We start from the raw sequence: 25,503 nt of genomic DNA, 5'->3' as shown, positions 1-25,503 counted from the left end.
ATTCTAATTAAATTTCCCTGAAAATATCGGAACTGAATTCATGCGCTGGCTGAAACCTCTTTCTATCGCTCTGGCTGCTGTTGTTATAGCGGCATGCAGCGAACAAACAAAAGTTAATGATACTCAACAGGCGCGCCCGGCGCGGCTTATGCAAGTGACTGAAGCCGACGGGCCACGGTTACGTGAATTCCCTGCTGTGGTAGAGGCGGCCAAAGTGGCTCAACTGACGTTTCGTGTCGCAGGTGAGATTACTGAGTTACCAGCTCGCCCGGGTACCGAAGTAAAGCAGGGCGATCTCATCGCGCAGTTGGATCCAACCGACTACCAACTGGCTGCTGATCAGGCAAAAGCACAATATGAGCTGGCATCATCTCAATACGACCGAAACAAAGTTTTGGTTAATGAAGGAGTCATGTCGGAAGGGCAGTTTGATCAGATAGAGTCAGAGCTTGCGGTGGCAAAATCAAACTACGAAACCGCCAAAGCGAATTTAGGCTATACCAAGCTCACTGCGCCTTTCGACGGCGTTGTGGCGAACCTGGCCGTGGAAGCTTATGAAAACGTTCAGGCTAAGCAGCCTATTGTTACCTTACAAATCAGCAACGCTATTGATGTCAGCATTAATGTACCGGAAAAACTGTTTGCCAAGGTCAAAAAACAAATCGATTACCAGCCAGAAGTACGCTTTGATGCCGCACCGGAATTCACTTATCCGGCTCACTTAAAAGAGTGGGACTCACAATCGGACGGCGCGACGAATACTTATGAAGTCGTGTTCACTTTACCGAAACCGCAGAATATCAACGTTCTGCCGGGTATGACGGCAACGGTCATTGTCGACATTAATGAAGTGCTGCGCTCCTCTCAAATAGGCATGGTGGTACCGGCAAAAGCGGTGTTTAGTGAAACAAACGATGCTTCCTATGTCTGGGTTGTTAACGACGATATGCGCGTGCAAAAACGTAAAGTGAATGTCGGGCCAATGACCAACGATGGCTTAACGGTACTCGACGGACTGAAAGAGGGCGAAACTATAGTTATAGCCGGCGTTCATCAGCTGAAAGAGAATCAGCAGGTTCGTGAATGGCAACGTGAACGGGGTCTGTAATGAATATAGCTCAATACAGCATGGAGCGAAAAACCACGAGTTGGATGTTATTCCTTATCCTGCTGATTGGTGGTTTGGTTGCCCTGACTCAGCTTGGCCGCCTGGAAGATCCCAAGTTCACCATTAAGCAGGCCATGGTCATTACGCCATACCCGGGAGCATCAGCTCAACAGGTAGAAGAAGAGGTAACCTATAAGCTGGAAAATGCCATTCAGGAGTTAAGTTACGTCGACCACGTAAAATCGATTTCCAAGCCCGGGTTGTCGCAAATAACGGTTGAGATGAAAAGCATTTACCGTGAAGAGCACTTGCACCAAATATGGGACGAATTGCGGCGTAAAATTAACGACACCAAAGGGCAGCTTCCTCCGGGCACCAGTGAACCCATTATTCGCGATGATTTTGCCGATGTGTATGGCGTTATGATGGCCATTACCGGGCCGGATTATTCCTATAAAGATATTGAGCATTATGCTGACTTTTTGCGTCGTGAACTGGTTTTAGTTGATGGTGTAGGCAAAGTGACTCTTGCAGGAGAGCAGCAAGAGCAGGTGGTGGTGGAAGTATCGCGCTCACGTCTGGCAAATTTTGGTATCCCTCCCAGTCGTATTGCCGGGCTGCTGCAAACTCAGAATGCTGTAGCAAACGCCGGACGAGTAACCGTTGACCAGGAAGCCTTGCGCATTGCCACCAGTGGTGAATTTGCCGATGTTGAAGACATGGAAGAACTGGTTATCAGTAATCCCGGAGCCGCTGAAAGAATCTATCTACGTGATGTAGCGACCATTTACCGCGAAACCAAAGACATTCCGGATCATGTGGTGCGCTATAACGGAAAGGCTTCCTTGTGGTTGGCACTGTCGTTTGCGGATAACGTGAATGTTGTGGAAGTGGGTGAGCGTCTGCAACAGCGAATGGATGAGCTGGAGTATGCCAAACCGGTAGGAATGTCGGTTGACCGCATTTACGATCAACCGCATCAGGTCGAAAACTCAGTTAATGATTTTCTGCTGAACTTGGTAGAGGCTGTGGCCATCGTTATTATTGCGCTACTGCTCACCATGGGGTTCCGCAGTGGCTTGCTTATTGGCACGGTTTTGTTGCTAACCGTGTTGGGCACCTTCATTTTTATGCGCCTAGGAGATATTAACCTGCAACGAGTTTCCCTCGGTGCGTTGATTATTGCGCTGGGCATGCTGGTGGATAACGCGATAGTTATTGCCGACGGTATTATGGTCGGTATGCGACGCGGTATGAGTAAAGTGGATGCCGCGGTTAGTGTGGTCAAGCAAAACCAGTGGCCACTACTGGGAGCGACTGTTATCGGCATTATTGCCTTCGCTCCAATTGGCTTGTCGTCAGACGCCACCGGTGAATTTGCCGGAAGTTTGTTCTGGGTGTTGCTCATCTCCTTGCTGCTGAGCTGGGTGACTGCGTTGACGCTTATACCGTTTCTGGCTGACCGCCTATATTCCGCGAAGGACATTGGTAGTGGTGATGAGCAGGACGATGTTTTCTCTCACCCGGTGTACCGTGGTTATAAGACAATGCTATCGGTGTGTCTGCGCCATCGTATTATCAGTATGCTCGTAATGCTAGTGATGTTGGTATCTGCGGTTGTTGGGTTTGGTCAGGTGAAACAGGCATTTTTCCCACCATCGACAACGCCGTTATTTTATGTCGATCTCTGGTATCCACAGGGTACGGATATTCGTCATACCGAACAAGATTCTAAACGGCTGGAAGACTACCTGCTGGAGAAAAGTGAAGTGATCTCGGTGGCCACGACCATAGGCCAGGGAGCACCGAGGTTCACCCTAACTTATCTGGTGGAGAAAAGTTACGAGAGTTATGCGCAGTTGCTGGTGCGAGTCGAAGATAAAGACGTAATGGATGCGTTAATGCGCGACATTCGTCAGCGAATTCGCGAAGAGCACCCGGACGTTGAGGACAAACTGATTCGGGTTGAAATTGGCCCGGCTACTCCGGCAAAAATTGAAGCACGTTTTTCCGGCCCGGATATTGATACCCTCCGTCAGCTAAGTAAAAAGGCCCAGGCCATTCTTGCCGAAGATTCGGGTGCGGTAAATATTCGCTCTGACTGGCGCACGCCAACCAAACTGTTGCGCCCAGAATACGACGAAGCGGCAGGCCGACGTGCAGGTATTACGAAAGAAGACGTGAATAATCTGCTATTGGCCAACTTTGTGGGTCGACAAATTGGTATCTACCGCGATGGCACCGATTTATTACCGATAGTGCAGCGTGCGCCGGCAGCTGAGCGGGTCGATTTGGATAATTGGCAGGAACTGCAAATTTACAGTCCGGCGTTCGACCGTTTTGTACCTTTGGCTCAAGTTGCGCGTTCAATTGACGTCGTTTGGGAAGACCCTTTAATACTCCGCCGTGACCGTAAGCGAACACTCACCGTTATGGCCGACCACGACTTGCTGGGCGAGGAAACTGCTGCACAAGTATTTGAACGTGTCCGGCCTAAGCTTGAGGCTATCGACTTACCGCTAGGCTACGAATTAACCTGGGGCGGCGAGCACGAAGCCGCCGGCAAAGCCGAAAAAGCGTTGTTTGGCGCCTTGCCTCTGGGCTTCCTGGTCATGTTTATTATTACCGTGCTGCTGTTTAACAGCATTCGTCAGGCCGCTGTGCTTTGGACGACAGTGCCACTTTCCATTATTGGAGTCACTGTTGGACTCTTACTACTGGATAAACCCTTTGGCTTTATGGCGTTACTCGGCTTCCTCAGCCTTTCCGGCATGCTGATTAAAAACGGTGTAGTGTTGCTGGAGCAGGTTAATGCTGAGCTGGACGCGGGTAAAGAGGCGGCTCAGGCGTTAAGCGATGCTGCGGTTAGCCGTGTTCGTCCGGTAGGAATGGCGGCAGCCACCACCATTTTGGGCATGATACCGCTGCTGTTTGACGACTTCTTTGCCAGCATGGCAACGGTCATTATGTTTGGTCTTGGTTTTGCCACTTTGCTGACCTTGTTTGTTGTGCCTGTTATGTATGCCATAGTGCAACGAGTACCGCGCCCGTAACCCGGGCGCATTCACCCCGTTTATACCCTGAATTATCTGTTTTATAGCCCCGTGTCATGGGAATTTAACAGTAAAATCCGTATAATGCGCCGCACTAGTGAACCGTCTAGAATTCATGCAAGCAAATGAGAGGTACTATAAGTGCTTAAAGAATATCGTCAGCACGTAGAAGAGCGCGCCGTAGAAGGCATCCCTCCGAAGCCATTAAACGCCGAGCAAGTAGCCGATTTAGTGGAGTTACTGAAAAATCCTCCAGCAGGCGAGGAAGACTTTCTGGTCGAGCTTTTAGCAGAGCGTGTACCACCTGGTGTGGATGAAGCGGCTTATGTTAAAGCAGGCTTCTTAAGCGCCGTTGTTAAGGGCGAAATTGAAAGCCCGGTTGTGAGTAAAGAATACGCAGTGAAACTGTTGGGCAATATGCACGGCGGTTACAATATCGTTACTTTGGTGGAATTACTGGACGACTCTCAGCTGGCTGAACTGGCCGCTAAAGAGCTGAAAGAAACCATCTTAATGTTCGACGCCTTCCACGACGTGGAAGAGAAAATGAAAGCTGGTAATGCGCTGGCTAAAGAAGTAATTGAATCCTGGGCCAATGCTGAATGGTTCACCAACAGCGACGAGCTGGCTAAGTCAATTAAAGCGACCGTCTTTAAAGTGACTGGCGAAACCAATACCGATGACCTGTCTCCGGCACCAGATGCCTGGTCTCGCCCGGACATTCCTTTGCATGCTAAAGCTATGTATAAAATGCCACGTGAAGGCATTACCGATGCAGGCAAGCAAATTGAAGAATTGAAAGAAAAAGGTCACCCGGTTGCTTTCGTTGGCGACGTAGTGGGTACCGGTTCTTCACGTAAGTCGGCAACTAACTCAGTATTGTGGAACATTGGCGAAGACATGCCTGGCACACCGAATAAACGCGCCGGTGGTATCTGCATTGGTTCTAAAGTCGCGCCTATTTTCTTCAACACTATGAAAGACGCAGGCGCGTTGGTGTTTGAAGCCGACGTTGAAAAAATGAACATGGGTGATGTCATCACTATCTACCCATACGAAGGAAAAATCGAAAACGAAGCTGGCGAAATTATTGCCGAGTACGATTATGCGTCTCGCGTCATTTTAGATGAAGTACGCGCCGGTGGCCGTATTAACCTGATCATTGGTCGTGGCCTGACAGAAAAAGCACGCGAATCTCTGGGCATGGGGCCGTCAGACTTGTTCCGCAAGCCAGAGCAACCAGCCGACAGCGGCAAAGGTTTCTCGCTGGCGCAAAAATTGGTCGGCAAAGCTTGTGGTATGGAAGGTGTTCGTCCAGGCGCTTACTGCGAACCTAAGATGACCACTGTAGGCTCTCAGGATACCACTGGCCCTATGACTCGTGACGAGCTAAAAGACCTGGCATGCCTTGGCTTTAACTCAGACTTAGTTATGCAGTCGTTCTGCCACACCGCCGCTTATCCTAAGCCGGTTGACGTTGAAACTCAGCACACCTTGCCTGACTTCATCATGAACCGTGGCGGTGTAAGTTTACGTCCTGGCGACGGTATCATCCACAGCTGGTTAAACCGTATGTTGTTGCCAGACACTGTTGGTACCGGTGGTGACTCACATACTCGCTTCCCTCTGGGTATTTCATTCCCGGCAGGCTCTGGTCTGGTTGCCTTCGCTGCAGCTACCGGTGTTATGCCACTGGATATGCCTGAATCTGTATTGGTGCGTTTCAAAGGTGAAATGCAGCCGGGTATTACTTTACGTGACCTGGTTCACGCCATTCCGGCTTTCGCTATCAAAGAAGGTCACCTGACCGTTGATAAGCGCGGCAAGAAAAACATCTTCTCGGGCCGTATCCTGGAAATTGAAGGTCTTGACCACTTAACCGTAGAGCAGGCGTTTGAATTGTCGGATGCTTCTGCTGAGCGTTCAGCTGCCGGTTGTACTATCGACCTGTCAGAAGAGTCGGTTGCCGAGTACCTGCGTTCTAACATCACCATGCTGCGCTGGATGATCAACGAAGGCTACGGCGACGCGCGTACGCTGGAACGTCGTGCCCGTAAGATGGAAGAGTGGTTAGAAAACCCAGAGCTGACTCGTGCGGACAAAGACGCCGACTACGCAACGGTTATCGAAATTGACCTGAACGACATTAAAGAGCCTATCGTTTGTTGTCCGAACGACCCGGACGACGCGAAGTTCCTGAGCGAAGTTGCAGGCAACAACGTGGATGAAGTTTTCATTGGTTCGTGCATGACGAACATTGGTCACTTCCGCGCTGCAGGCAAATTGTTAGAGAAAAACTCTGACCCATTAAATACCCGTTTGTGGATTGCACCACCAACGAAAATGGACAAAGCTCAGCTGGAAGTTGAAGGCTACTACGACATTTACGAGCGTAACGGTGTTCGTACTGAAATGCCGGGTTGTTCACTGTGTATGGGTAACCAGGCACGGGTAGAACCAGGCGCAACGGTACTGTCTACCTCAACGCGTAACTTCCCGAACCGCTTGGGTGACGGCGCAAACGTTTACCTGACTTCTGCAGAGCTCGCAGCTGTCGGTGCTATCGTTGGTCGACTGCCAACTCCGGAAGAGTATCTGGAGTACGCACAGGACATCAACTCAATGGCTGGCGAAGTTTATAAGTACCTGAACTTCGATCAGATGGATGCCTTCCGCGACGCAGAAAAAGCGGCCAAGGAAAACATCATCCCAACCATCAACGTGGCTTAATGAGTGCTTAGGTTGCAAGGACGTATGTAGCCTGACATTCATGTCAGGTGGGATATCTCACCTGACGTAAACGTCAGGCTACTTCTTGCTACCGGCCATAATGTGTTTTCATTCCCAAATAAGTCTCCCTAAAACCGCTTCGGCGGTTTTTTTGTGCCTAATTTTCGGGTCGTTTCTTAATGGGCTATACGTAAGTTGTTCAGGCAGGAGCTAATTATGCAGATAAAAACTATCAGTCACATTAAGCAAAAGAAAGGGGAAGGTTCTTCACTTGTGAGCGTTGTGAGCGTTGTGAGTGTTGAGTACTTCTGTGGCGGAGTGTCGAAGGCCATGGAAGGCCTTCGTCAAGCCCTCATGGATGAGCTCGTAGCGTCTCCGTCACAGAAGTACTCAATGCTCAAGCGAAATAAGTGAGTAACCTACCCATCGAACCTGACGTGAACGTCAGGCTACGCGGTGGGAGCTGTTCTATTTCTGCTCGGCTATCCAGTCGTTGATGTGTTGCTCGAGTACTTTCAGTGGCACGCTGCCGTTTTCCAGTACCGCATCGTGGAACTCACGAATATCGAACTTATCACCTAACTGTTGTTCTGCCTCGGTTCGCAAACGCTTAATGGTCAGTTCGCCCAGCTTGTACGAAAGTGCCTGTGCAGGCCAGGTAATGTAACGGTCAATTTCGGTTTTCACATTATGCAGTGACAACGCGGTATTACTCGCCATAAAGTCCATCGCACGTTCACGACTCCAGCCTTTCGCATGCATACCGGTATCAACCACTAAGCGCGCCGCACGCCACATTTCGTAGCTTAAACGACCAAAGTTGCTGTAAGGGTCTTCATAGAAACCGGCTTCCAGCCCTAAGTACTCAGAGTACAAGCCCCAACCTTCACCAAAAGCTGAAATATAAGTTTGCTGACGGTACTCCGGTAAGTTTTCTAACTCGCCCGCCAGAGCGTTTTGCAAATGGTGACCAGGCACAGCTTCGTGCAATGTCAACGCTTCCATCTGATACAACGGACGGCGATCCAGAGCGTAGGTATTTACCCAATAAAAACCGGCGCGGTCGTCGCGATTCGTTCCCGAATAGCGGCCCGTGGTGTATTTTGGAGCTATCTCCTCAGGAACTGGGGCAATGCCGTATGGCTTACGCGGTAGGGTTTTGAACAGCTTGGGTAATTCGCCATCCATTTTTTTTGCTATCCAGGCAGCATATTGCAGGAGCTCTTCTGCCGTTTCAGGGTAAAACTGGTCGTCAGTACGTAGAAATTCGACGAACTCATCAAAGCTGCCATCAAACCCGCTTGCTTCAATAGCTTCCAGCATTTCACCACGAATACGCGCCACTTCCTGGAGACCAATTTGGTGAATTTCATCCGCGGTTAAATCTAACGTCGTGTAATGTTTAATACGATTTTGATAAAAAGCGTCGCCATTAGGCAGCTCGCTGGCACCAATGGTTTCACGCGCATTTGGAAGATATTCGGTGACCATAAAGTTAAAATAGTCGTCATACGCCGGCATGACTTGCTGGTCAATGGCTGTTAAGGCATCTTCTTTTAGTTGCTTCCATTGCTCGTCATTAATAAAGCCCGGTTGTTTGGAAAACGGCGAGAAATAAACGCTTTGATCAGCGTCCTGCACAATGTAGGCCAGTATGCTCTCTTCAAAGCCCGCCATGGCGGCAGCTGGCTGGGTATAACCTTCTTCTATCGCCTTACGCAACCAATGCGTTTGTTGTTCCATGTAACGAGGAATGGAACGCAGTTTCGCAATGTAATTCTGATAATCTTCAGCCGAAGAGAACGAGGTGTACGATGGCATAAAAGCAAGAGAACTATGGAAACTACCCTCTGCTGTCAATGGCATGTAGTGTGCTTTAAAACGATACTCATCCACTTTATTTTTTAACGTATAATGGATCATCGCATGATTAATTTGGTCATCCCGGCTAAGCGCGTTAAGGTTAACGGCGTTAAGCTGTTCGAGCCACTCTGAGCGTTGTTGATAGCGTTCTTCTAACGCCTCTGGTGACATATCGGTCAGCTCAGTATCGCTGGACTTATTCAGTTCTTCCCAGATGGTGTCAGCAAGCTGATGAAACTCGGCAGCGGGGCTCTGTTGCTGTGTGCTGCTACGCTGGGTTTGGTTATCAGCTGTGGTGGTGCAGGCTGTAACGCCCAGCAAACCAAAAATAAGTATCAGATTACGCATGATTTTTCCTTGCGGTGTCATAACGAATACAGGCATTCTATAATGCCTCTTACGCTAATTAATGTAAAAGCGAATAGAACGAACCCACAAAAATAACAGTTAAATGGGAGAATAGGGTGGATAAAGCTCAGTCAGGAGTCTACGCGGAACCTAATCTGCATGGTCTGACGTTGTTTTGTCACGTCATGAGCGACGACGTTGAAAGTTTACGTCGCAAGTTAGCTCGTTTTCCAGCAATTTTACGCGATCTTGACGCCCGTTTCTCTGAAGGCATGTTAACAGGCTTTGTGGGTATTGGCGCTGACTACTGGGATATTCTCTATCCGCATAAGCGACCACTGCACTTGCAGGCTTTTCCCGAGCTCAGCGATGGTGACCGTGAAGCGCCAAGACACCCCTATGATCTTGTTATACAGATTCGTTGTGACCGTTTTGACGCCAATTATCTGGCGGGACGCACGTTAATGGAATGGTTTGGCTACGACATTGAAGTGGCTGAGCAAATCCGTTCCTTCCGTTACCTGGACGGCCGCGATTTAACCGGCTTTATCGATGCTCCGGATAATCCGCGGGGTATGCGTAAGCGTAAAGTCGCATTAGTTGAGGCGCAGGACGATGCGGACTTTGTTGACGGCAGCTACTTATTCGTACAGAAGTTTCGGCATGACTTGCGTCGTTGGGACTACCTGGGCCCTGAAAAGCAGGAACTGCTAATGGGACGCGAGAAAGTATCCGGTGAACGTTTATCGGAAGCTAAAATAGAAGGTATCACTCACGCCGCGAAAAGTCGCTTAATTGACAGTAACGAACAGCCTATTCCGCTATTACGGCAGAATATGCCCTGGGGCGACTTGCGTGAACAGGGGCTACTGGCCATGTACTTTAGCCATTCGCCGAAAATGGTTGTCCAGTGGCTAAAGAACCGTTATTACGCCGATGAACAGGGAGCTTACGACCCCTTACTCGATTACTCACAAGCCGTTTCCAGCGCCGGTTTCTTTGTTCCTTCAATGCGCTTTATGGAAGCCAACAAAGAAGTCGCCGACGACATAGCGGACTATGAAGAGGGCAGTACCGCCTGATTCGCAAACAGCTCGCGTACTTTTCGCAAAGTGAATTCAATATCAGCAACTTTAAGCGGTGCAATAAAAATAGTGTCGTCACCGGCAATAGTACCAAGTACGCCTTCTTTTTTACCGACCGAATCCAGCAGTCGCGCAATTAACTGAGCGGCGCCCGGGCTTGTGCGAATAATGACCATCACATCATTATGCTGAATATCCAGTACAAGCTGGCTTAATGGTGCCCGGGTGGAAGGTACTGCTAAATCAGGCGGTAAACAGTAAACCATTTCCTGTTTTGCATTGCGGGTACGAACCGCTCCCTGCTTACTCAGCATGCGCGACACTTTAGACTGGCTAATGTTATCAAAGCCCTCGGCTTTTAAGGCGTTAACAATTTCCCCTTGAGAGCCATAACGCTCTTCGCGGAGCAAAGTTTTAAAAGCTTCGAGTAACGTGTCCTGCACCATGTGAGTGTCAAATTCCTATGCTGTTTACGTGCTATAATTATGAACAGTGTACTGCATAAAGATGCGCTATTCGAGTGCTGAATGTGGATCGCGCAAAGTTGTATTTTTATTGATATAGGAGTACAGTTTTGCCCCAAATTCTGCATTTTTAAGCAGTTTAAATTGACCAACAAAAACGGAGTCTGAGATGAAAGTAGCCGTATTAGGTGCGGCCGGTGGTATCGGCCAGGCATTGTCATTACTTCTGAAAACCCAATTACCAGCAGGTTCAGAATTATCGTTGTATGACGTTGCGCCAGTAGTTCCAGGTGTGGCGGTTGACTTAAGTCATATCCCTACCGACGTGAAAGTAACAGGCTTCGGTAAAGACGACTTAGCATCAGCATTAGTTGGCAGCGATATCGTATTAATTCCTGCCGGCGTGCCGCGTAAGCCGGGTATGGATCGCTCTGACCTGTTCAACATGAACGCAGGCATCGTTAAAAACTTAGTGCAAGGCGTTGCAGACAACTGTCCTAACGCTTGTGTGGGCATTATTACTAACCCAGTAAACACTACCGTTCCAATTGCAGCAGAAGTACTGAAGCAAGCTGGTTGTTACGACAAGCGTAAACTGTTCGGTGTCACTACACTGGACGTTATTCGTTCAGAAGCCTTTGTAGGTGAACTGCGTGGTCTGAACCCAGAAAACGTACAAGTTCCGGTAATTGGCGGTCACAGTGGTACGACTATTCTGCCATTGCTGTCTCAGGTTGAAGGTGTTGAGTTTACAGAGCAAGAAATCAAAGACTTAACTCACCGTATCCAGAACGCAGGTACCGAAGTAGTTGAAGCCAAAGCCGGCGGCGGTTCAGCAACCCTTTCTATGGGTCAGGCTGCAGCACGTTTTGCATTGTCACTGCTGAAAGGCCTGCAAGGTCAGGACACTATTGAGTGCACCTACGTAGAAGGCCCTGGCGACAACGCTAAGTTCTTCGCGCAGCCAGTACGCTTAGGCAAAAACGGCGCAGAAGAAATCCTGTCTTACGGCAAGCTAAGTGCATTCGAACAAAAATGCATGGACGACATGCTAGACGGCCTGAAAGGCGACATCAAAACTGGCATCGACTTCGCCAGCTAAGCTGAAACATTGGGGCGGCTATTACAGGAGACGCGTAGCCTGACGTTCACGTCAGGTGCGATGTTCGGATATTTCACCTGATGTAAACATCAGGCTACAGATCTTCGACTCCCGTAATAGCCGCCCCAACATTTCCACGCTACTTGCTGAAAGTCATGTAGCCTGACGTTCACGTCAGGCCCAATGTGCAAATATCCCACCTGATGTGAACATCAGGCTACCTCCAGCAATGACTTTTCGCCAATACTGACACACCCCAATATTTCCGAGCTACTTGCTGAAAGGTATGTAGCCTGACGTTCACGTCAGGTCCAATGTTTAAATATCTCACCTGATGTGAACATCAGGCTACGAAAGCGGTTGAAGGGCAGGTTGCTCACTTTCAAGCGTTACGAGTGTTGAAGGTTTCTCTGGCAGAGTGTCGAAGGCCATGGATGGCGATGCTAATTGGAAATGCCTAAAGCGGGAAGGGTTCTGTTTCGGAGGTGTGTAGCGCCATGGATGGCGCTACCCAAGCCCTACAGGGATGTATTCACGGGCGTCCTCCGAAACAGAGCCCGCTCCCCCAAGGCATTTCTTTTCTCCAAGCCTGCCTAAGCCACTCGGTCGACTGCCAGGTGGGTTAGGGTGAGCAGGGCTTGTTTGTAGTCGGAGTCGGGGAGTTCGCTTAGGGACTGGCGCGCTTGTTCGGCCGCTTCTAAGGCTTTATCGCGGGTATACTGTAATGCTCCCGTTCGTTCCATAGCGGTCAGCACGGTTTGTAAGTGCTCACGCCCGTCGCCTTGTTCAATGGCTTCGCGAATCAGCTTTTGTTCTACTTCGTTGCCGTGCCACATAGCGTATAACAACGGCAGCGTTGGCTTGCCTTCCGCCAGGTCGTCACCGGCATTCTTGCCCATAGATTCGCTATCAGCGGTGTAATCCATTAAATCATCTACTAGCTGAAACGCGGTGCCCAAGTAACGACCGTAATCAGCCAGTTGCTGAGTCACCTTCGCATCCTGTTCGGTTAGTACACCGGCTAATTCCGTAGCGGCCTCAAACAGCTTGGCGGTTTTACCGTAAATAACATTAAAGTAGCTGGCTTCTGAGGTATCCGGGTCGTTACAGTTCATTAACTGCAACACCTCACCTTCAGATATGACGTTGGTGGCGTCCGCTAAAATGCGCAGTATCCGCAGGGAGTCTAAATCAACCATTAACTGAAAAGCGCGGGTATAAAGGAAGTCGCCAACCAATACGCTGGCTTCATTACCAAACACCGCGTTGGCGGTTTTGCGTCCGCGGCGCAGTTCAGATTCATCAACGACGTCGTCATGAAGCAGAGTCGCGGTATGAATAAACTCGATAATCGTAGCAAGTTTGCGGTGATCGTTACCTTCATAACCCAGGGCCCGACAAGCTAATATGGCAAGCAGTGGGCGTAAGCGTTTACCGCCACTGTTGACAATATAAAGGCCTAACTGGTTAATTAAGGCAACATCCGATTGAAGTTGTTCACCTATTAATGCATTAACACCAAGCATGTCGTCTCTGGCTAATGCGTTAATGGACTGCATATCCATCATAGATATCTGTTTATTTACAAAATTTAACGGAAAACAGATGGTACACTATTTATAGCGGAGCGGAAACTCAATCCGCGGTAAGCGGCGCTGCTTTTAAGTTCAAATTAAGGGTTGCGATCGCTGGCGGGATTACGTACAATTCGCGCCCTGATTTGAATTTGGATGCCCAATAGGGTTGTGGAGAATAATATGTACGCAGTATTCCAAAGTGGCGGTAAGCAGCACCGTGTGTCTGAAGGCCAAATCGTCCGCCTGGAAAAACTGGAAGCAGCTACCGGTGATGTAGTTGAATTCGACCAGGTTTTGATGGTTTCAGACGGCAGCGATGTAAACATCGGTGCTCCGTTCGTGTCCGGTGGTAAAGTGAAAGCGGAAGTGATTGATCACGGTCGTGGCGATAAAATTAAAATCGTCAAGTTCCGTCGTCGTAAGCATTCTCGCCGTCAACAAGGCCATCGTCAGTGGTTCACGGAAGTGAAAATCACTGGTATCAACAGCTAATTAAGGGGTAACGACATGGCACATAAAAAGGCTGGTGGTTCTACTAAAAACGGTCGCGACTCAGAGAGTAAACGTCTCGGTGTTAAGCGCTTCGGTGGTGAGTCTGTATTAGCAGGCAACATCCTGGTTCGTCAACGTGGTACTAAGTTCCACGCTGGTGCGAACGTCGGTATTGGTAAAGACCACACATTATTTGCAACCTCAGAAGGCAAAGTGTCTTTTGATGTGAAGGGCAGCAAAAACCGTAAATTTGTGAGCGTTATTACTGACTAATAATGTGAACATAAACTGAAAAGTTTCGGTTCTGAAAGCCCTGCCTTACGGCGGGGCTTTTTCATATGTGCTAGAATTTTGCACAGTATTCTATAAGTGATAAGTAGCAGATTGCGATGAAATTCGTTGATGAAGTAGAAATCCGCGTAGACGCGGGTGACGGTGGTAATGGTTGTATCAGTTTCCGTCGCGAAAAATATATCCCCAAAGGCGGCCCTGACGGCGGCGATGGTGGCGACGGCGGTGATGTTTATCTAGAAGCAGATGAGAACCTGAATACCCTTATCGACTACCGGTTTGAACGTTTTCACAAAGCCGAGCGCGGTAAAAACGGCATGGGTAAAAACTGCACGGGCAGACGCGGTAACGATATTGTGTTGCCAGTTCCTCCGGGTACCCGAGCTACCGATATGGATACCGGCGAAGTTCTTGGCGATTTGACGAAACACGGTCAGCGTTTAATGGTAGCCAAAGGCGGTTTCCATGGTCTGGGTAATACGCGGTTTAAAAGCAGTATAAACCGTGCGCCACGACAAAAAACCGATGGCACTCCCGGTGAAGTACGTCCGCTAAAGCTGGAACTGATGCTGCTGGCCGACGTCGGCTTGCTGGGTATGCCAAATGCCGGTAAATCTACTTTTATTCGTTCAGTTTCTGCAGCACGACCTAAAGTGGCCGACTACCCCTTTACCACGTTAATACCTAATTTGGGTGTTGTGCGTCCCGCTCCGCATCAGAGTTTTGTTATTGCCGATATTCCGGGGCTTATTGAAGGCGCGGCTGAAGGTGCAGGGTTGGGTATACAATTCCTGAAACATTTAGAGCGTTGCCGCTTATTGCTGCACCTGGTTGATTTAGCGCCGTTTGATGAAACCGACCCTGCCGAGCAGGCGCGTATTATTATCAACGAGCTGGAAAAATACAGCCCGAAACTGGCAGAAAAGCCACGCTGGCTGGTCATCAATAAAGTTGACTTGCTGCTGGACGAAGAGGTTCAGGAAAAAGTAGATGAGCTGGTTAAATCTCTGAACTGGGACGGCCCGGTGTTCCAAATTGCAGCGCTGGAAGGGCGTGGCAGTGATGCACTTTGTCGTGAGGTGATGTCTTACCTTGAAACATTGCCAGCACCTGACACCGAGCAGCATGAAGAAGCCGATCCGGTCGAGTTTATGTGGGACACATACCACGAAGAAGTTCTTGAAGAAGAGATGGATGACGAAGATGACGACGACGATGATGATGATCACGACGTCGAAGTCATTTATCAAAAGTAGCCTGACATTCATGTCAGGTGAGATATTGGTCCTGACGTAAACGTCAGGCTACGCATTAAGGGTATCGTCGAATGAAAATATCACTCGTGGTTGCTATGGCCGATAATCGGGTTATCGGAAAAGATAACAAAATGCCGTGGCACCTGCCGGACGAGTTGCAATATTTCAAAAAAATTACCTTAGGTAAGCCAATTGTTATGGGGCGCCGGACTTTCGAGTCAATTGGTCGTCCTTTGCCTGGGCGCAAAAATATCGTTCTAAGTCGTCGAACGGATCGTTCGGAAAATCAGGACAGTCAGGTGGTTTGGGTGTCCGGGGTACAACAGGCAATAGCTGCTGCAGGTCCGGTTGATGAGCTGATGGTGATTGGCGGAGGAAAAATTTATGAAAAATTTTTACCCCTCGCAGACCGACTATATGTTACTAAAATAGAACTAAATGTTGAGGGTGATACTTACTTTCCTGATTATCATCAAGTCGCCGACTGGCAAGAGGTAGAGCGGCAAAACTTTGCCGCTGATGAGCGCAATTCTCATAACTTTAGTACTCTTATTTTCGACAGAGTAAGTTAATAAGAAGTTATAAATTCAGTAACTTACATGCATTTTAAGCCATTGCAGCAAGCTTGAGTTCGTAGTATCATCCTGATGAATTTTTGAACAATCTTGTGATGGGGTTTTAGATGAAAGCAATTGTATTAGGCACCATGATGGCTGCCGTTGCGGCAACTGGCGTAACGTTTTCAAAGAGCGCAGAGGCAAATGAATTGGCTTTAAGCTTGTGCACATACGTACAGGGTGATGACACCATGCGTATGCGTAAAAAATTACGTGATGCTCGTGTACGCGTGCGCGATATTTACAGTGGTATTCAGTGTAATGGTCAGAGCTTATTGCAATTTGCCATGTCAAATGGTTCACAAGACATTGGTGAGTTCATTGTTGGCCGTTTGTCAGTAGATGAATTAAAAGCTTCAGGCGACTACGAATGGGCGCAGTCTAACGGCCACGGCAGCAGTGCAATTGCAGTAGCAATTAAAGATCGCGCTGGCCTGTAAGTTAAGCACCGACAACGCTATTTTCTAAAAGCCTGCAAATTTGCGGGCTTTTTTACATCTTCTAACAAATCAATCAGTGACTTACCTTGTAATTCTCCCCTGTTCTCTACGACAATAGATCCGTTGCATATATAAACGGAACCGCTATGAAACAATGGATGGCATTATCGCTACTGTTACTGGGACTGATACCGCATAGCGGTCAGGCACAGACAAAAATAAATGAAGCTTCGAGCTGTTATTTACCCGGCGTGCAGGAGAAACTGCACTGTGGCACGGTTTCAGTTCCTGAAAATTACGAACAACCCGACGGCAAGCATATTGGTATTTACTACGCAATTCTTCCCGCTATTCAGGAAGGAGCGCAAGCCGATCCTATGCTCATTCTGGCCGGAGGGCCGGGGCAGGCCGCCACCGAATTAACCCCAATGATAGCGCGCATGTTCGAAGCGGTGCGTCAAAAGCGCGATATCCTTCTAATTGATCAGCGTGGAACGGGTAAAAGTCATCCGCTTGAATGTGATATTAAACGCCCGGACGAATTGATACGTGCTGACGATGAGCAGGATCTTAGAGCCTTGAGCCGTGAATGTCAGGAACAGTACCCTGATACAGATACAACGCAATATCATACGGTTAACGCCGTTAAAGACTTTGAACGAGTACGTGAACATTTAGGTATAGAGCAACTGAACCTTTATGGCGGCTCTTATGGAACGCGCGTTGGACTAACCTATTTACGTGAAGCACCGAGCTCAGTTCGTACGGCTACCCTCGATGCCGTAGCTCCGCCTCAGGTAATCATCGGGCCTTTCGGTCAACACGGAGCCAATGCATTTGAAGAAATGCTCAAAGACTGTTCCGAACAAAGCCCGTGTCATGAGAAGTTCCCTAACCTGGATCAAGAATACTATGAGGTGATGAGTGAGCTTGAAGCTGAGAATATATTGCTGGAAACTCGTGACCCTCTCTCTTTTGAGCCGCTGGAAATAAAACTGACTCCCGGGCGTTTTAGTTCAATTATTCGTGTTGCTTTATATCACCCCAGTACTCGTCAGCTATTGCCTTACGCTATTCATTCCGCAGCGGAAGGAAACTACCATGCAATACTGGGGTTGATGGGCGGTACTATGTCACAAAACAGTATTTACCTGGGGCTTATGCTCTCGGTTGTGTGTGGTGAAGATTTGCCAAGGGCGACTCCTGAGCTTTTCGCGCAGGACGGCAACAATGAGTTTATTGGCAGCCGTACCGGTGATGCCTTTGTCGACATGTGTGCGGGTTGGCAATCATCGAGTGTGCCATCTTATTGGTCCGATCCGGTCGTTAGTGATAAGCCGATTTTGCTGTTATCGGGAGAGCTGGACCCGGTGACGCCTCCGGAATGGGGCGAAATTGCGCACAGAACCTTACCTAACAGTAAACATCTGGTTGCACCTAACGCAGGGCATACCATAGCCAGCCATACCTGCGCTAATAAGCTTATTGCAGATTTTATCGAGCAAGGTTCTATCGAAAATATTGACGGCAGCTGCTTAAAAGAACAAAGACTTAAGCCATTTGTGCTGAACCAGAATGCAGCGGGGCTATAAATAATGATAAACGTAGATGCACTGACAAAAACATTCAAAAATGTGCAAGCGCTGGACTCTCTCTCATTTCAGGCAAAAGATGGTGAAATTACCGGGCTTCTTGGGCCAAACGGAGCCGGGAAAACGACTTGTCTGCGTATTATTTACGGGTTGTTGCAGGCTGATACCGGCAAAGCTGAGATTGAAGGTGTTGATGCCAACCAGAACCCGATTGGTGCACGCCGTAACCTTGGTATATTCCCTGATAAGTTTGGCTTATACGAACGCCTGACCGTACGCGAGCAAGTAGCTTATTTCGCCGGACTGCACGGGCTAAAAAGCACAGAGCAAAGGCAGGCAGTAGAGAAGGTGATAGAGACGCTGGATATTAAAGAGCTTGCAGACCGTCGTACTGCCGGGTTTTCACAAGGGCAGCGGATGAAAGTAGCGTTGGCTCAGGCTTTAGTACACAGCCCGAAACACTTGATTCTGGATGAACCCAGCCGCGGGCTGGACGTTATGAGTACCCGAATTTTAAGAGATGTGCTGCGCGAACAACGCGCTCAGGGCACCTGTATCTTGTTTTCCAGCCACGTTATGCAGGAAGTTGCCGCTCTATGTGACCGAGTGGTGGTGATGGCAAAAGGCAAAGTTGCAGCTGAGGGAACACCACAGGAGCTGTGCGATATGACCGGCGAGCAACAGCTGGAAGACGCCTTCGTTAAAATTATCGGTACCGACGAGGGGATAGCAGCCTAATGAGTGCATTAACTTCTGTATGGAAAAAAGAGTTCCGGGACGCTATCCGTGATAAACGTTCTGTTTTAGCGGCAATGTCCTATGCGTTTTTCGGCCCCTTATTAATGGCTGTGGCGTTCTTTTTCCTGATAACACAGCTGACCGATAAAGCCGACGTTGAAATAACGATTAAAGGTCAGGAGAACGCCCCTCAGCTAGTCGAGTTCTTAAATGAACAAGGTGTAGTGGCTAAACAGGATGACTGGGCCAAAACACAGACACCTATCGTATTAACTTTGCCGGAAAAATGGCAGGAAAGCGTTAGTAAAGCAGAACCGGTAGAAGTCATTTTACGTGCCGACTGGTCAGCACAAAAGCAGCAGACCGACATAAAACGAGTAGAGCAGGCGATACAGGCTTATTCGAGCCAAATATCCGCTTATCGTCTGACATTGCGGGGCGTGGATCCGCGTGTCGTGCAACCAATACAATTGCAAAAGCAAGACTTAGCAACCCGGGGTTCAAAAGCGGCCTTGATTATGGGCAGTGTACTGGTATTTATTATCTTGTCTGTATTCTGGTCTGGTATGAACGTTGCTATTGATATCAGTGCTGGCGAACGCGAGCGCAACTCACTGGAGTTTTTGCTGAGTCAGCCGCTAAGTACCTGGGACATTGTTACCGGTAAAGCACTGACAGCAACAACCTTTTCATTGTTCGGCGCAATATTGTCACTGGTACTCATACCCATTATATTTGCCTACGTTCCGTTACACGAAATTGGCATGAACGTGAACTTTAGCGTCGGCATGATGGTGCTGATGTTTATTTTGCTGGTGCCGTTGGCATTGTTTGCAACTGCGCTGCAATTGTTCGTGTCCTTCCGGGCGAAAAACTTCAAAGAAGCACAGACCTACATCAGCTTCTTGCTGATCATTCCAATGGCAGCGTCATTCGGAGTCGAATTTGCGCGACTTAAAAATCCAATTCTCTACTACTTGCCATTAACCGGGCAGCATCAGGCATTTCTGTCACTGATACGCGGTGAGAACGTAAACGTCATGGGAACGGTCATCAGCGCAGTAGCCACTCTGGCTGCCGCACTGCTACTCATGAAATACATAGCCCGAATGCTCAAAAGCGAAAAAATCGTTTTCGGCCTGTAGCCTGATGTTTACATCAGGCGCAATATCTCACCTGACATAAATGTCAGGCTACAGGGTGCACGTAGCCTGATGTTTACATCAGGTCGTATATCTAACCTGACATAAATGTCAGGCTACGCGATCAGTCGCGCAGGCGGCCGTAGTGGTAGTATAGCCATTGACCCAGGCGCCGGAAGCGGGGTAGTGGGAAGGGTTTGAGTTGAGACTGGTAGTAAGGCAGTTCTGGCAGGGGCTGATCCATGGCGGCTTCTGCCAGTCGTTGACCGGCTAGGGCGGTAAAGCTGACACCGGCCCCGCAGTAGCCCATGCTGGCGTAGATATTATCTTTCACTTTGCCTACTCGCGGGTAATCGTCCAGTGACACACTGACCCAGCCACTCCAGAAATGCTCCCACTTGTTCACTCCCCGCAGTTGCGGAAAGGTTTGGTGCAAGGCCTGCAATAAGCGTTTAGCATAAACCGGGTCGGCGGCATTTTTCCCCTGAATGGCACCACGACCACCAAACAACAACCGGTTATCCGGCAGTAAGCGGAAGTAATACTTCAGAATACGTGTATCCATTATGGCGTATTGAGGAGATAGCTTAATGCTCGCAACTTGTTCTTTACTCAGAGGTGGGGTGGTAATAATGCTAGAAAGTACAGGCAGCGAGCGGCTGGCAAGCTCCGGCAACAAATGCCCTGAGGTATAGCCATTAGAGCAAACCAACAGCTTACGAGCGCGTACAGCGCCTTTCGCGGTTTTCAGGTACACGCCTTTGCCGCCAAGCGACACAGCCTGCGTTACCGGGCAGTGTTCAACTAATTGCGCACCAGCGGCAGAAGCCCGTCGGGCCGTGGCGGCAGCCAGTAACATAGGGTTTAGAGCAAAGCAGTCGGTGAAGTGTAATGCTGCATGGGCCTGTGGGCTTGAAATAAGTCCTGAAAGTTGATTTTGGGTCAGCCATTCAACGGGTTGGTTAAACTTTTTAAGCTGCGCATATTGTTGTTTCAATGGTGCAACGGCGCTGTTACGGTGCGCTATTTTCAGGTAACCGCCATTTTGGCGCTGACATTGCTGAGGACATTCTTTTATGGTTTCTTCAACCAGTTGCAGTGCTTTTTCATGTTCACCGGCAATGCCTTGCGCAATGTCAGTGCCCAGACGTTCAGCCCAGGCAGACAAGCCCAGTCGGCCAGTACTTTTCATCACAAAACCGGCATTACGCGACGAACACCCCCAGGCCAGCTGGTTGGCTTCAAACACCGCAACAGAGTGCCCGTTTTCAGCCAGAACCCGAGCCGCGTTTAAACCCGTGTAACCTGCACCAATAACAGCAAATTCGATTTCCTCCGGCGCATCAACACACTCCGGAAAATCGGCCTGCGTATGCTGCTGCCAATAACTAGGCTCAGGAGCATCATGAGGCCCCGGAGGCGCATTAACCAAAGGATCATACATAATCATCCCACCAGTAGCCTGATGTTTACATCAGGAGCAATGTCTCACCTGACATAAATGTCAGGCTACAGGGTGCACGTAGCCTGATGTTTACATCAGGAGCAATGTCTCACCTGACATAAATGTCAGGCTACAAATCAAATCGGAGCAGCATTTCGCCGGCGTCGCAGTAGCAGGTGCCGTCGCATACTGGGCAGTAGTAGCCGTCTTCTACTGAGGCTTTGTACCAGCGCTTTTCATGTTGCTTAATCATTTCACCGCCGCAGCGGGTGAAATATTCATAGGCGCTGTTATTAGGGCTTTGCATCCAAATATGCGCTAAACCACCGCGGCAGCCCAGCTCTTTGGCGGCTTCAATACTACGGAACAACAGTTCCTTGCCTATACCCAGGCCGCGCGCTTTTTCCGACACGGCTGCGCACTTAAAGTAGCACAGCTTCTCGGCTGGAATTGGCCAGGCGTCAGGGGTGCAAAAATCATCAATTGGCCATTGTCCGGGCGCCAGGGTAATGCGCACGCCCAACGGGGTCTCGCCGCGCAGAGCTATCCAGTTCAACTGCACATCACCAAGGGTTCCGCCGGCCAGATACTGCTGAAAACTGTCTTCGTTCAGGTAGTTGTTACCATGAACTTCATTGGCCAGATCAATAACGGCCGCCATATCGGCAGCCGTTATCTCACGATAAATAATATCGCTCATTAGTAGCGGTACTCGTCTGTCTTAAACGGACCTTCCACATCAACGTGAATGTAGTTAGCCTGATCCGCTGTCAGTTTAGTGATAACACCGCCAAAGCCCTGCACCATGTAACGTGCAACTTCTTCGTCCAGTTGCTTGGGCAGAACCTCTACACGCAGGTACTCTTCCTGCTGTTTAATTTCCATGTCGGCAAATTTCTGCTCGAACAAGTGAATTTGAGCAAGTACCTGGTTAGCAAAAGAGCCATCCATAATACGGCTGGGGTGACCGGTTGCGTTACCTAAGTTCACCAGACGGCCTTCGGCTAACAGAATCAGGTAGTCGTTGTCGTCGTCTGAACGGTAAATTTTATGAACCTGTGGCTTAATTTCTTCCCAGCGCCAGTTTTTGCGCATAAAGGCCGTATCAATTTCGTTGTCAAAGTGGCCAATGTTACAAACCAGGGCAGTAGGCTTAAGCGCAGCCAGCATGTAACGGTCACACACGTCCATATTACCGGTTGTGGTCACAATCAGGTCGGTATTTTCTAGCAAGGCTTTGTTAATGTTCTCGCCGTTACCGGTATTTTTACCTTCAAGGTAAGGAGAAACTACTTCAAAGCCATCCATGCAAGCCTGCATAGCGCAAATTGGATCAATTTCGCTGATCTTAACAATCATGCCTTCCTGACGCAGGCTGGCGGCAGAACCTTTACCCACATCACCGTAACCAACTACCAGAGCTTTCTTACCTGACAATAAGTGGTCAGTAGAACGCTTAATGGCATCGTTTAGTGAATGACGGCAGCCGTACTTGTTGTCATTTTTTGACTTAGTTACAGCATCGTTCACGTTAATGGCCGGTACTTTCAGAGTGCCTTTTTCCAGCATGTCCAGCAAACGGTGAACACCCGTGGTGGTCTCTTCAGTGATGCCGTGAACTTTTTCCAGCATCTGCGGGAATTCATCGTGGATCATCAGGGTTAAATCACCGCCGTCGTCCAGAATCATGTTGGCATCCCACAACTCGCCATCTTTATGACAAGTTTGCTTTAAGCACCAGTCGTACTCTTCTTCGGTTTCACCTTTCCAGGCAAATACCGGGACACCGGCAGCAGCCATAGCGGCAGCAGCGTGATCCTGAGTAGAGAAAATATTGCACGAAGACCAACGCACTTCGGCGCCCAGTTCAAGCAAGGTTTCAATCAACACCGCTGTTTGAATAGTCATGTGAATACAGCCAATAATGCGGGCACCAGCCAGCGGCTTGCTGTCAGCGTATTTACGGCGGATAGTCATCAACGCCGGCATTTCAGATTCAGCAATCGCAATTTCCTTGCGGCCCCATTCGGCTAAGCTAATATCTGCTACTTTGTAGTCTTGCGAATTTTCTGCACTCATAACGACTCTCTTTTTCAGTGATTTCTGTCAGTGAATTTTTAACTAAATTCAAGCAGTTTGAGCGTCCATAACACGCTCAATTAATTGCTGCTGTCTGTCTTTATCCAGTCGGGGACCAAATTCGGTGACCAACTCTGCCGCCGCATGGCTGGCCAAACGGCCAGCGTCTTCCAGCGACATATTACGCGTTAAACCATAAAGCATAGCACCTGCAAACATATCGCCAGCACCATTGGTATCAATTGCTTTAACCGGCACGCCCGGAATATGTACCTGACGTTCACGGTTAGCAATTACAGCACCGTCTTTACCTAAGGTAATAGCAACCGTGTCGGCCTGCTTTAGTAATACGGATAAAGCCGCCTGAGGATCGTCTTGACCTGTTAATAATTCTGCTTCTTCACGGTTGCAGAACATTAAATCGACACCACCATCCAGAATTTCATCAATGCCGCTGCGGAAAAACTTAACCATGGCAGGGTCAGAGCAAGTCATAACCAGCTTTGTATTGTTTTCCCGTGCCACTTTTTTTGCATGCTGAATCGCGCCACGCGCAATTTCCGAGGTAATTAAATAACCCTCAATATAAAGGTAGTCCGCCGCGGCAATGGCATGGTCGTCAATTTCCGCGCTAGATAAATCGGCCGTTATGCCCAAATGAGTACGCATGGTGCGTTCGGCGTCAGGAGTCACCATAACCAGACAGCGCCCAGTAGTACCCGGGTTCTTCTGTTGGTGAAGGCTGGTTTCTATGCCTATTTTTTCTAAATCCTGACGGTAAAACATGCCGGCTTCGTCGTCAGCAACTTTACAGCAGTAGTAGGCTTTGCCGCCGAATTGAGCGAAAGCTACCAACGAGTTAGCTGCTGAGCCACCGCCGCTTTGCTTTTTCAATTCGCCCAGTTGGCTAAGTTCTGCAATCAGAGTGTTTTGAGCGTCTTCATCAATCAGCTCCATCATGCCTTTTTTTAAATCGTGCTTCTGCAGGAAGTCTTCAGAGACTTCAAACTCCTGATCCACCAGCGCATTGCCAATGCCGACTACATCAATGGTTTTCATAATATTAAACGGTTGCTTATTAGGGCGCGTAGTATACCCGATGAGTCACTCAGGGTCGATAAATGAACAAGGCAAAAAGTGCAATAACCAGACAAGCAACGAAAAAAACCTGCCATTGCCTTTGCCAGCGGGGCGCTCTAGGTATTAACAACTCGGCGGGGCGTCCTTCAAAACGCTGTCTCGCGATACGAATTCCCTGCACTTGTATAGGCCCGCCCAAACTTACTCGGTGGCAATAGCTGAAGCTTTGCAGCCAGCTGAGCAAAATAGTAGAGAACAAAGGATTACGCTTTAACGGCTGCAGCCTGAATTTATTACGCTGAAATAGCGCCATAAACCGGGCTGCCAGGGCCAGTAAAAATGAAGGTAAGAAATGAGTTATGGTGTGAAGCCAGTGTGTTGCCAGACCAAAATGTCGGTACCGCGCCTGTGCAACCGGCCAAACCTGAGTCAGTTCAGAAAGCGTTCGTATCCCAAGTGCCGCCAGTGGCCCACCAACAAACCAGAAGAGCAAAGGCGTAAAGCGATGCTCCAGAATGCTGGTTGCGCGCAGTTCGATGCTGGTCTTGGCAATGCCGTGTTCACTCAGTAAATCGCAGTCACGCCAGGTTATGCGGCTTAGCCAGGCGCGGGCCGCGTTCTTACGGCCACGTTGCAAATGGCTATCGGCCAGTTTGATGGCATGGCTGACGGGTTGTTGACGCAGGCTAACCAGTAAAATTAACCAGCCAATAGCCAAAGAAACCTCAGCACCGGCAAATACAATGGCTGCAGGCAGTAATACCAGCAGTGACATGGTTAGCCAGGCCAAAAAACCTGCAAGGCGCTGCTGGCCGACCGGGCGCCTGGGTTTGTTAACCTTGCCGCTCATGTAGGCGGCCATTAGCCGCAAAACGGCAAAGGGGTGCCACTGCTCTGGCCAGGGAAACCAGCGCTCTGCCAGCAAAGCCAGCAGAGCCAGAGCAACAGGTGATAATAAAATGTCGGTTAAAAGTTCCGTGTTCATGCAGCTATACTGCCACG

The 25,503-nt window shown here is 49.1% G+C and carries 21 protein-coding genes; 13 read left to right on the top strand and 8 right to left on the bottom strand.

Features of this window, described 5'->3' with window-relative positions; translation table 11 throughout:
• The first annotated feature begins 40 nt into the window (after positions 1 to 40).
• The 3 genes from NJR55_RS03355 to acnB all read left to right on the top strand — a co-directional run bounded on the left by NJR55_RS03355 (position 41) and on the right by acnB (position 6,891).
• Positions 41 to 1,108, top strand: coding sequence for an efflux RND transporter periplasmic adaptor subunit (locus tag NJR55_RS03355; protein WP_253617834.1), 1,068 nt, complete (start codon positions 41 to 43; stop codon positions 1,106 to 1,108).
• Positions 1,108 to 4,161 carry an efflux RND transporter permease subunit gene (locus NJR55_RS03350; protein WP_253617832.1) on the top strand — a complete coding sequence of 1,018 codons (3,054 nt, stop codon included), beginning with the start codon at positions 1,108 to 1,110 and terminating at the stop codon, positions 4,159 to 4,161. The genes NJR55_RS03355 and NJR55_RS03350 overlap by 1 nt, the downstream gene beginning before the upstream one ends.
• Positions 4,162 to 4,302: 141 nt before the next feature.
• Complete coding sequence (gene acnB / locus NJR55_RS03345) at positions 4,303 to 6,891, top strand: bifunctional aconitate hydratase 2/2-methylisocitrate dehydratase (RefSeq protein ID WP_253617830.1); 2,589 nt, start codon at positions 4,303 to 4,305, stop codon at positions 6,889 to 6,891.
• Positions 6,892 to 7,359: 468 nt separating this feature from the next.
• Here the strand turns inward: acnB and NJR55_RS03340 are convergent, their stop codons facing one another.
• Positions 7,360 to 9,102 carry a DUF885 domain-containing protein gene (locus NJR55_RS03340; RefSeq protein ID WP_253617828.1) on the bottom strand — a complete coding sequence of 581 codons (1,743 nt, stop codon included), beginning with the start codon at positions 9,100 to 9,102 and terminating at the stop codon, positions 7,360 to 7,362.
• Positions 9,103 to 9,218: 116 nt separating this feature from the next.
• Between NJR55_RS03340 and NJR55_RS03335 the strand changes: the two genes are divergently transcribed.
• The gene (locus tag NJR55_RS03335; RefSeq protein ID WP_253617826.1) at positions 9,219 to 10,184 is read left to right on the top strand and encodes a Dyp-type peroxidase; all 966 of its coding nucleotides are present in this window, start codon (positions 9,219 to 9,221) and stop codon (positions 10,182 to 10,184) included.
• On the opposite strand, the gene argR is transcribed toward NJR55_RS03335, so the two are convergent.
• Positions 10,160 to 10,633: a transcriptional regulator ArgR gene (gene argR, locus NJR55_RS03330; protein WP_011233732.1), complete on the bottom strand. Its 474-nt coding sequence runs from the start codon at positions 10,631 to 10,633 to the stop codon at positions 10,160 to 10,162. The genes NJR55_RS03335 and argR overlap by 25 nt on opposite strands.
• A 187-nt stretch (positions 10,634 to 10,820) precedes the next feature.
• On the opposite strand from argR, the gene mdh reads away from it, so the two are divergent.
• Entirely contained in the window at positions 10,821 to 11,753 is a 933-nt protein-coding gene (gene mdh / locus NJR55_RS03325) for a malate dehydrogenase (RefSeq protein WP_253617824.1), read from the top strand.
• A gap of 593 nt (positions 11,754 to 12,346) precedes the next feature.
• Here mdh and ispB read toward each other — a convergent pair.
• Complete coding sequence (gene ispB, locus NJR55_RS03320) at positions 12,347 to 13,318, bottom strand: octaprenyl diphosphate synthase (protein ID WP_253618057.1); 972 nt, start codon at positions 13,316 to 13,318, stop codon at positions 12,347 to 12,349.
• Positions 13,319 to 13,510: 192 nt separating this feature from the next.
• On the opposite strand from ispB, the gene rplU reads away from it, so the two are divergent.
• From rplU to NJR55_RS03280, 8 genes are all read left to right on the top strand, one after another.
• Complete coding sequence (gene rplU, locus NJR55_RS03315; protein WP_253617821.1) at positions 13,511 to 13,822, top strand: 50S ribosomal protein L21; 312 nt, start codon at positions 13,511 to 13,513, stop codon at positions 13,820 to 13,822.
• Between the two features lie 15 nt (positions 13,823 to 13,837).
• Positions 13,838 to 14,095 carry a 50S ribosomal protein L27 gene (rpmA, locus tag NJR55_RS03310; protein WP_011233737.1) on the top strand — a complete coding sequence of 86 codons (258 nt, stop codon included), beginning with the start codon at positions 13,838 to 13,840 and terminating at the stop codon, positions 14,093 to 14,095.
• A 116-nt stretch (positions 14,096 to 14,211) separates the two neighbouring features.
• Entirely contained in the window at positions 14,212 to 15,369 is a 1,158-nt protein-coding gene (gene cgtA, locus NJR55_RS03305; RefSeq protein ID WP_253617819.1) for an Obg family GTPase CgtA, read from the top strand.
• Positions 15,370 to 15,440: 71 nt separating this feature from the next.
• Positions 15,441 to 15,941 carry a type 3 dihydrofolate reductase gene (folA, locus tag NJR55_RS03300; protein WP_253617816.1) on the top strand — a complete coding sequence of 167 codons (501 nt, stop codon included), beginning with the start codon at positions 15,441 to 15,443 and terminating at the stop codon, positions 15,939 to 15,941.
• 110 nt (positions 15,942 to 16,051) lie between these two features.
• Complete coding sequence (locus NJR55_RS03295; protein ID WP_011233740.1) at positions 16,052 to 16,426, top strand: DUF3718 domain-containing protein; 375 nt, start codon at positions 16,052 to 16,054, stop codon at positions 16,424 to 16,426.
• 146 nt (positions 16,427 to 16,572) lie between these two features.
• A complete protein-coding gene (locus tag NJR55_RS03290) occupies positions 16,573 to 18,018 on the top strand; it encodes an alpha/beta hydrolase (protein ID WP_253617815.1) in 1,446 nt (481 codons plus the stop codon).
• Positions 18,019 to 18,021: 3 nt separating this feature from the next.
• Positions 18,022 to 18,756 carry an ATP-binding cassette domain-containing protein gene (locus tag NJR55_RS03285; RefSeq protein WP_253617813.1) on the top strand — a complete coding sequence of 245 codons (735 nt, stop codon included), beginning with the start codon at positions 18,022 to 18,024 and terminating at the stop codon, positions 18,754 to 18,756.
• Positions 18,756 to 19,901, top strand: a complete 1,146-nt coding sequence (locus NJR55_RS03280; protein ID WP_253617811.1) for an ABC transporter permease — start codon at positions 18,756 to 18,758, stop codon at positions 19,899 to 19,901. Before NJR55_RS03285 ends, NJR55_RS03280 begins: the two co-directional genes overlap by 1 nt.
• 121 nt (positions 19,902 to 20,022) lie before the next feature.
• On the opposite strand, the gene NJR55_RS03275 is transcribed toward NJR55_RS03280, so the two are convergent.
• From NJR55_RS03275 to NJR55_RS03255, 5 genes are all read right to left on the bottom strand, one after another.
• Positions 20,023 to 21,342, bottom strand: a complete 1,320-nt coding sequence (locus NJR55_RS03275) for an NAD(P)/FAD-dependent oxidoreductase (protein WP_253617809.1) — start codon at positions 21,340 to 21,342, stop codon at positions 20,023 to 20,025.
• 130 nt (positions 21,343 to 21,472) lie between these two features.
• Positions 21,473 to 22,042 (bottom strand): GNAT family N-acetyltransferase, encoded by a 570-nt coding sequence (locus NJR55_RS03270; protein WP_253617807.1) that lies wholly within the window; start codon positions 22,040 to 22,042, stop codon positions 21,473 to 21,475.
• On the bottom strand, positions 22,042 to 23,421 hold the full coding sequence (ahcY, locus tag NJR55_RS03265; RefSeq protein WP_253617805.1) for an adenosylhomocysteinase: 1,380 nt from the start codon (positions 23,419 to 23,421) through the stop codon (positions 22,042 to 22,044). The genes NJR55_RS03270 and ahcY overlap by 1 nt, the downstream gene beginning before the upstream one ends.
• A gap of 48 nt (positions 23,422 to 23,469) precedes the next feature.
• Positions 23,470 to 24,480, bottom strand: a complete 1,011-nt coding sequence (locus NJR55_RS03260; RefSeq protein ID WP_253617803.1) for an adenosine kinase — start codon at positions 24,478 to 24,480, stop codon at positions 23,470 to 23,472.
• Positions 24,481 to 24,529: 49 nt separating this feature from the next.
• Positions 24,530 to 25,486, bottom strand: a complete 957-nt coding sequence (locus NJR55_RS03255; protein WP_253617802.1) for a cobalamin biosynthesis protein CobD/CbiB — start codon at positions 25,484 to 25,486, stop codon at positions 24,530 to 24,532.
• Between the last annotated feature and the right edge of the window lie 17 nt (positions 25,487 to 25,503).

It is taken from the genome of Idiomarina rhizosphaerae (assembly GCF_024159085.1).
Classification (GTDB): Bacteria; Pseudomonadota; Gammaproteobacteria; order Enterobacterales; family Alteromonadaceae; genus Idiomarina; species Idiomarina rhizosphaerae.
Note: the sequence above shows the minus strand (reverse complement) of the source record. Positions and strands in the feature narration are given on the sequence as shown.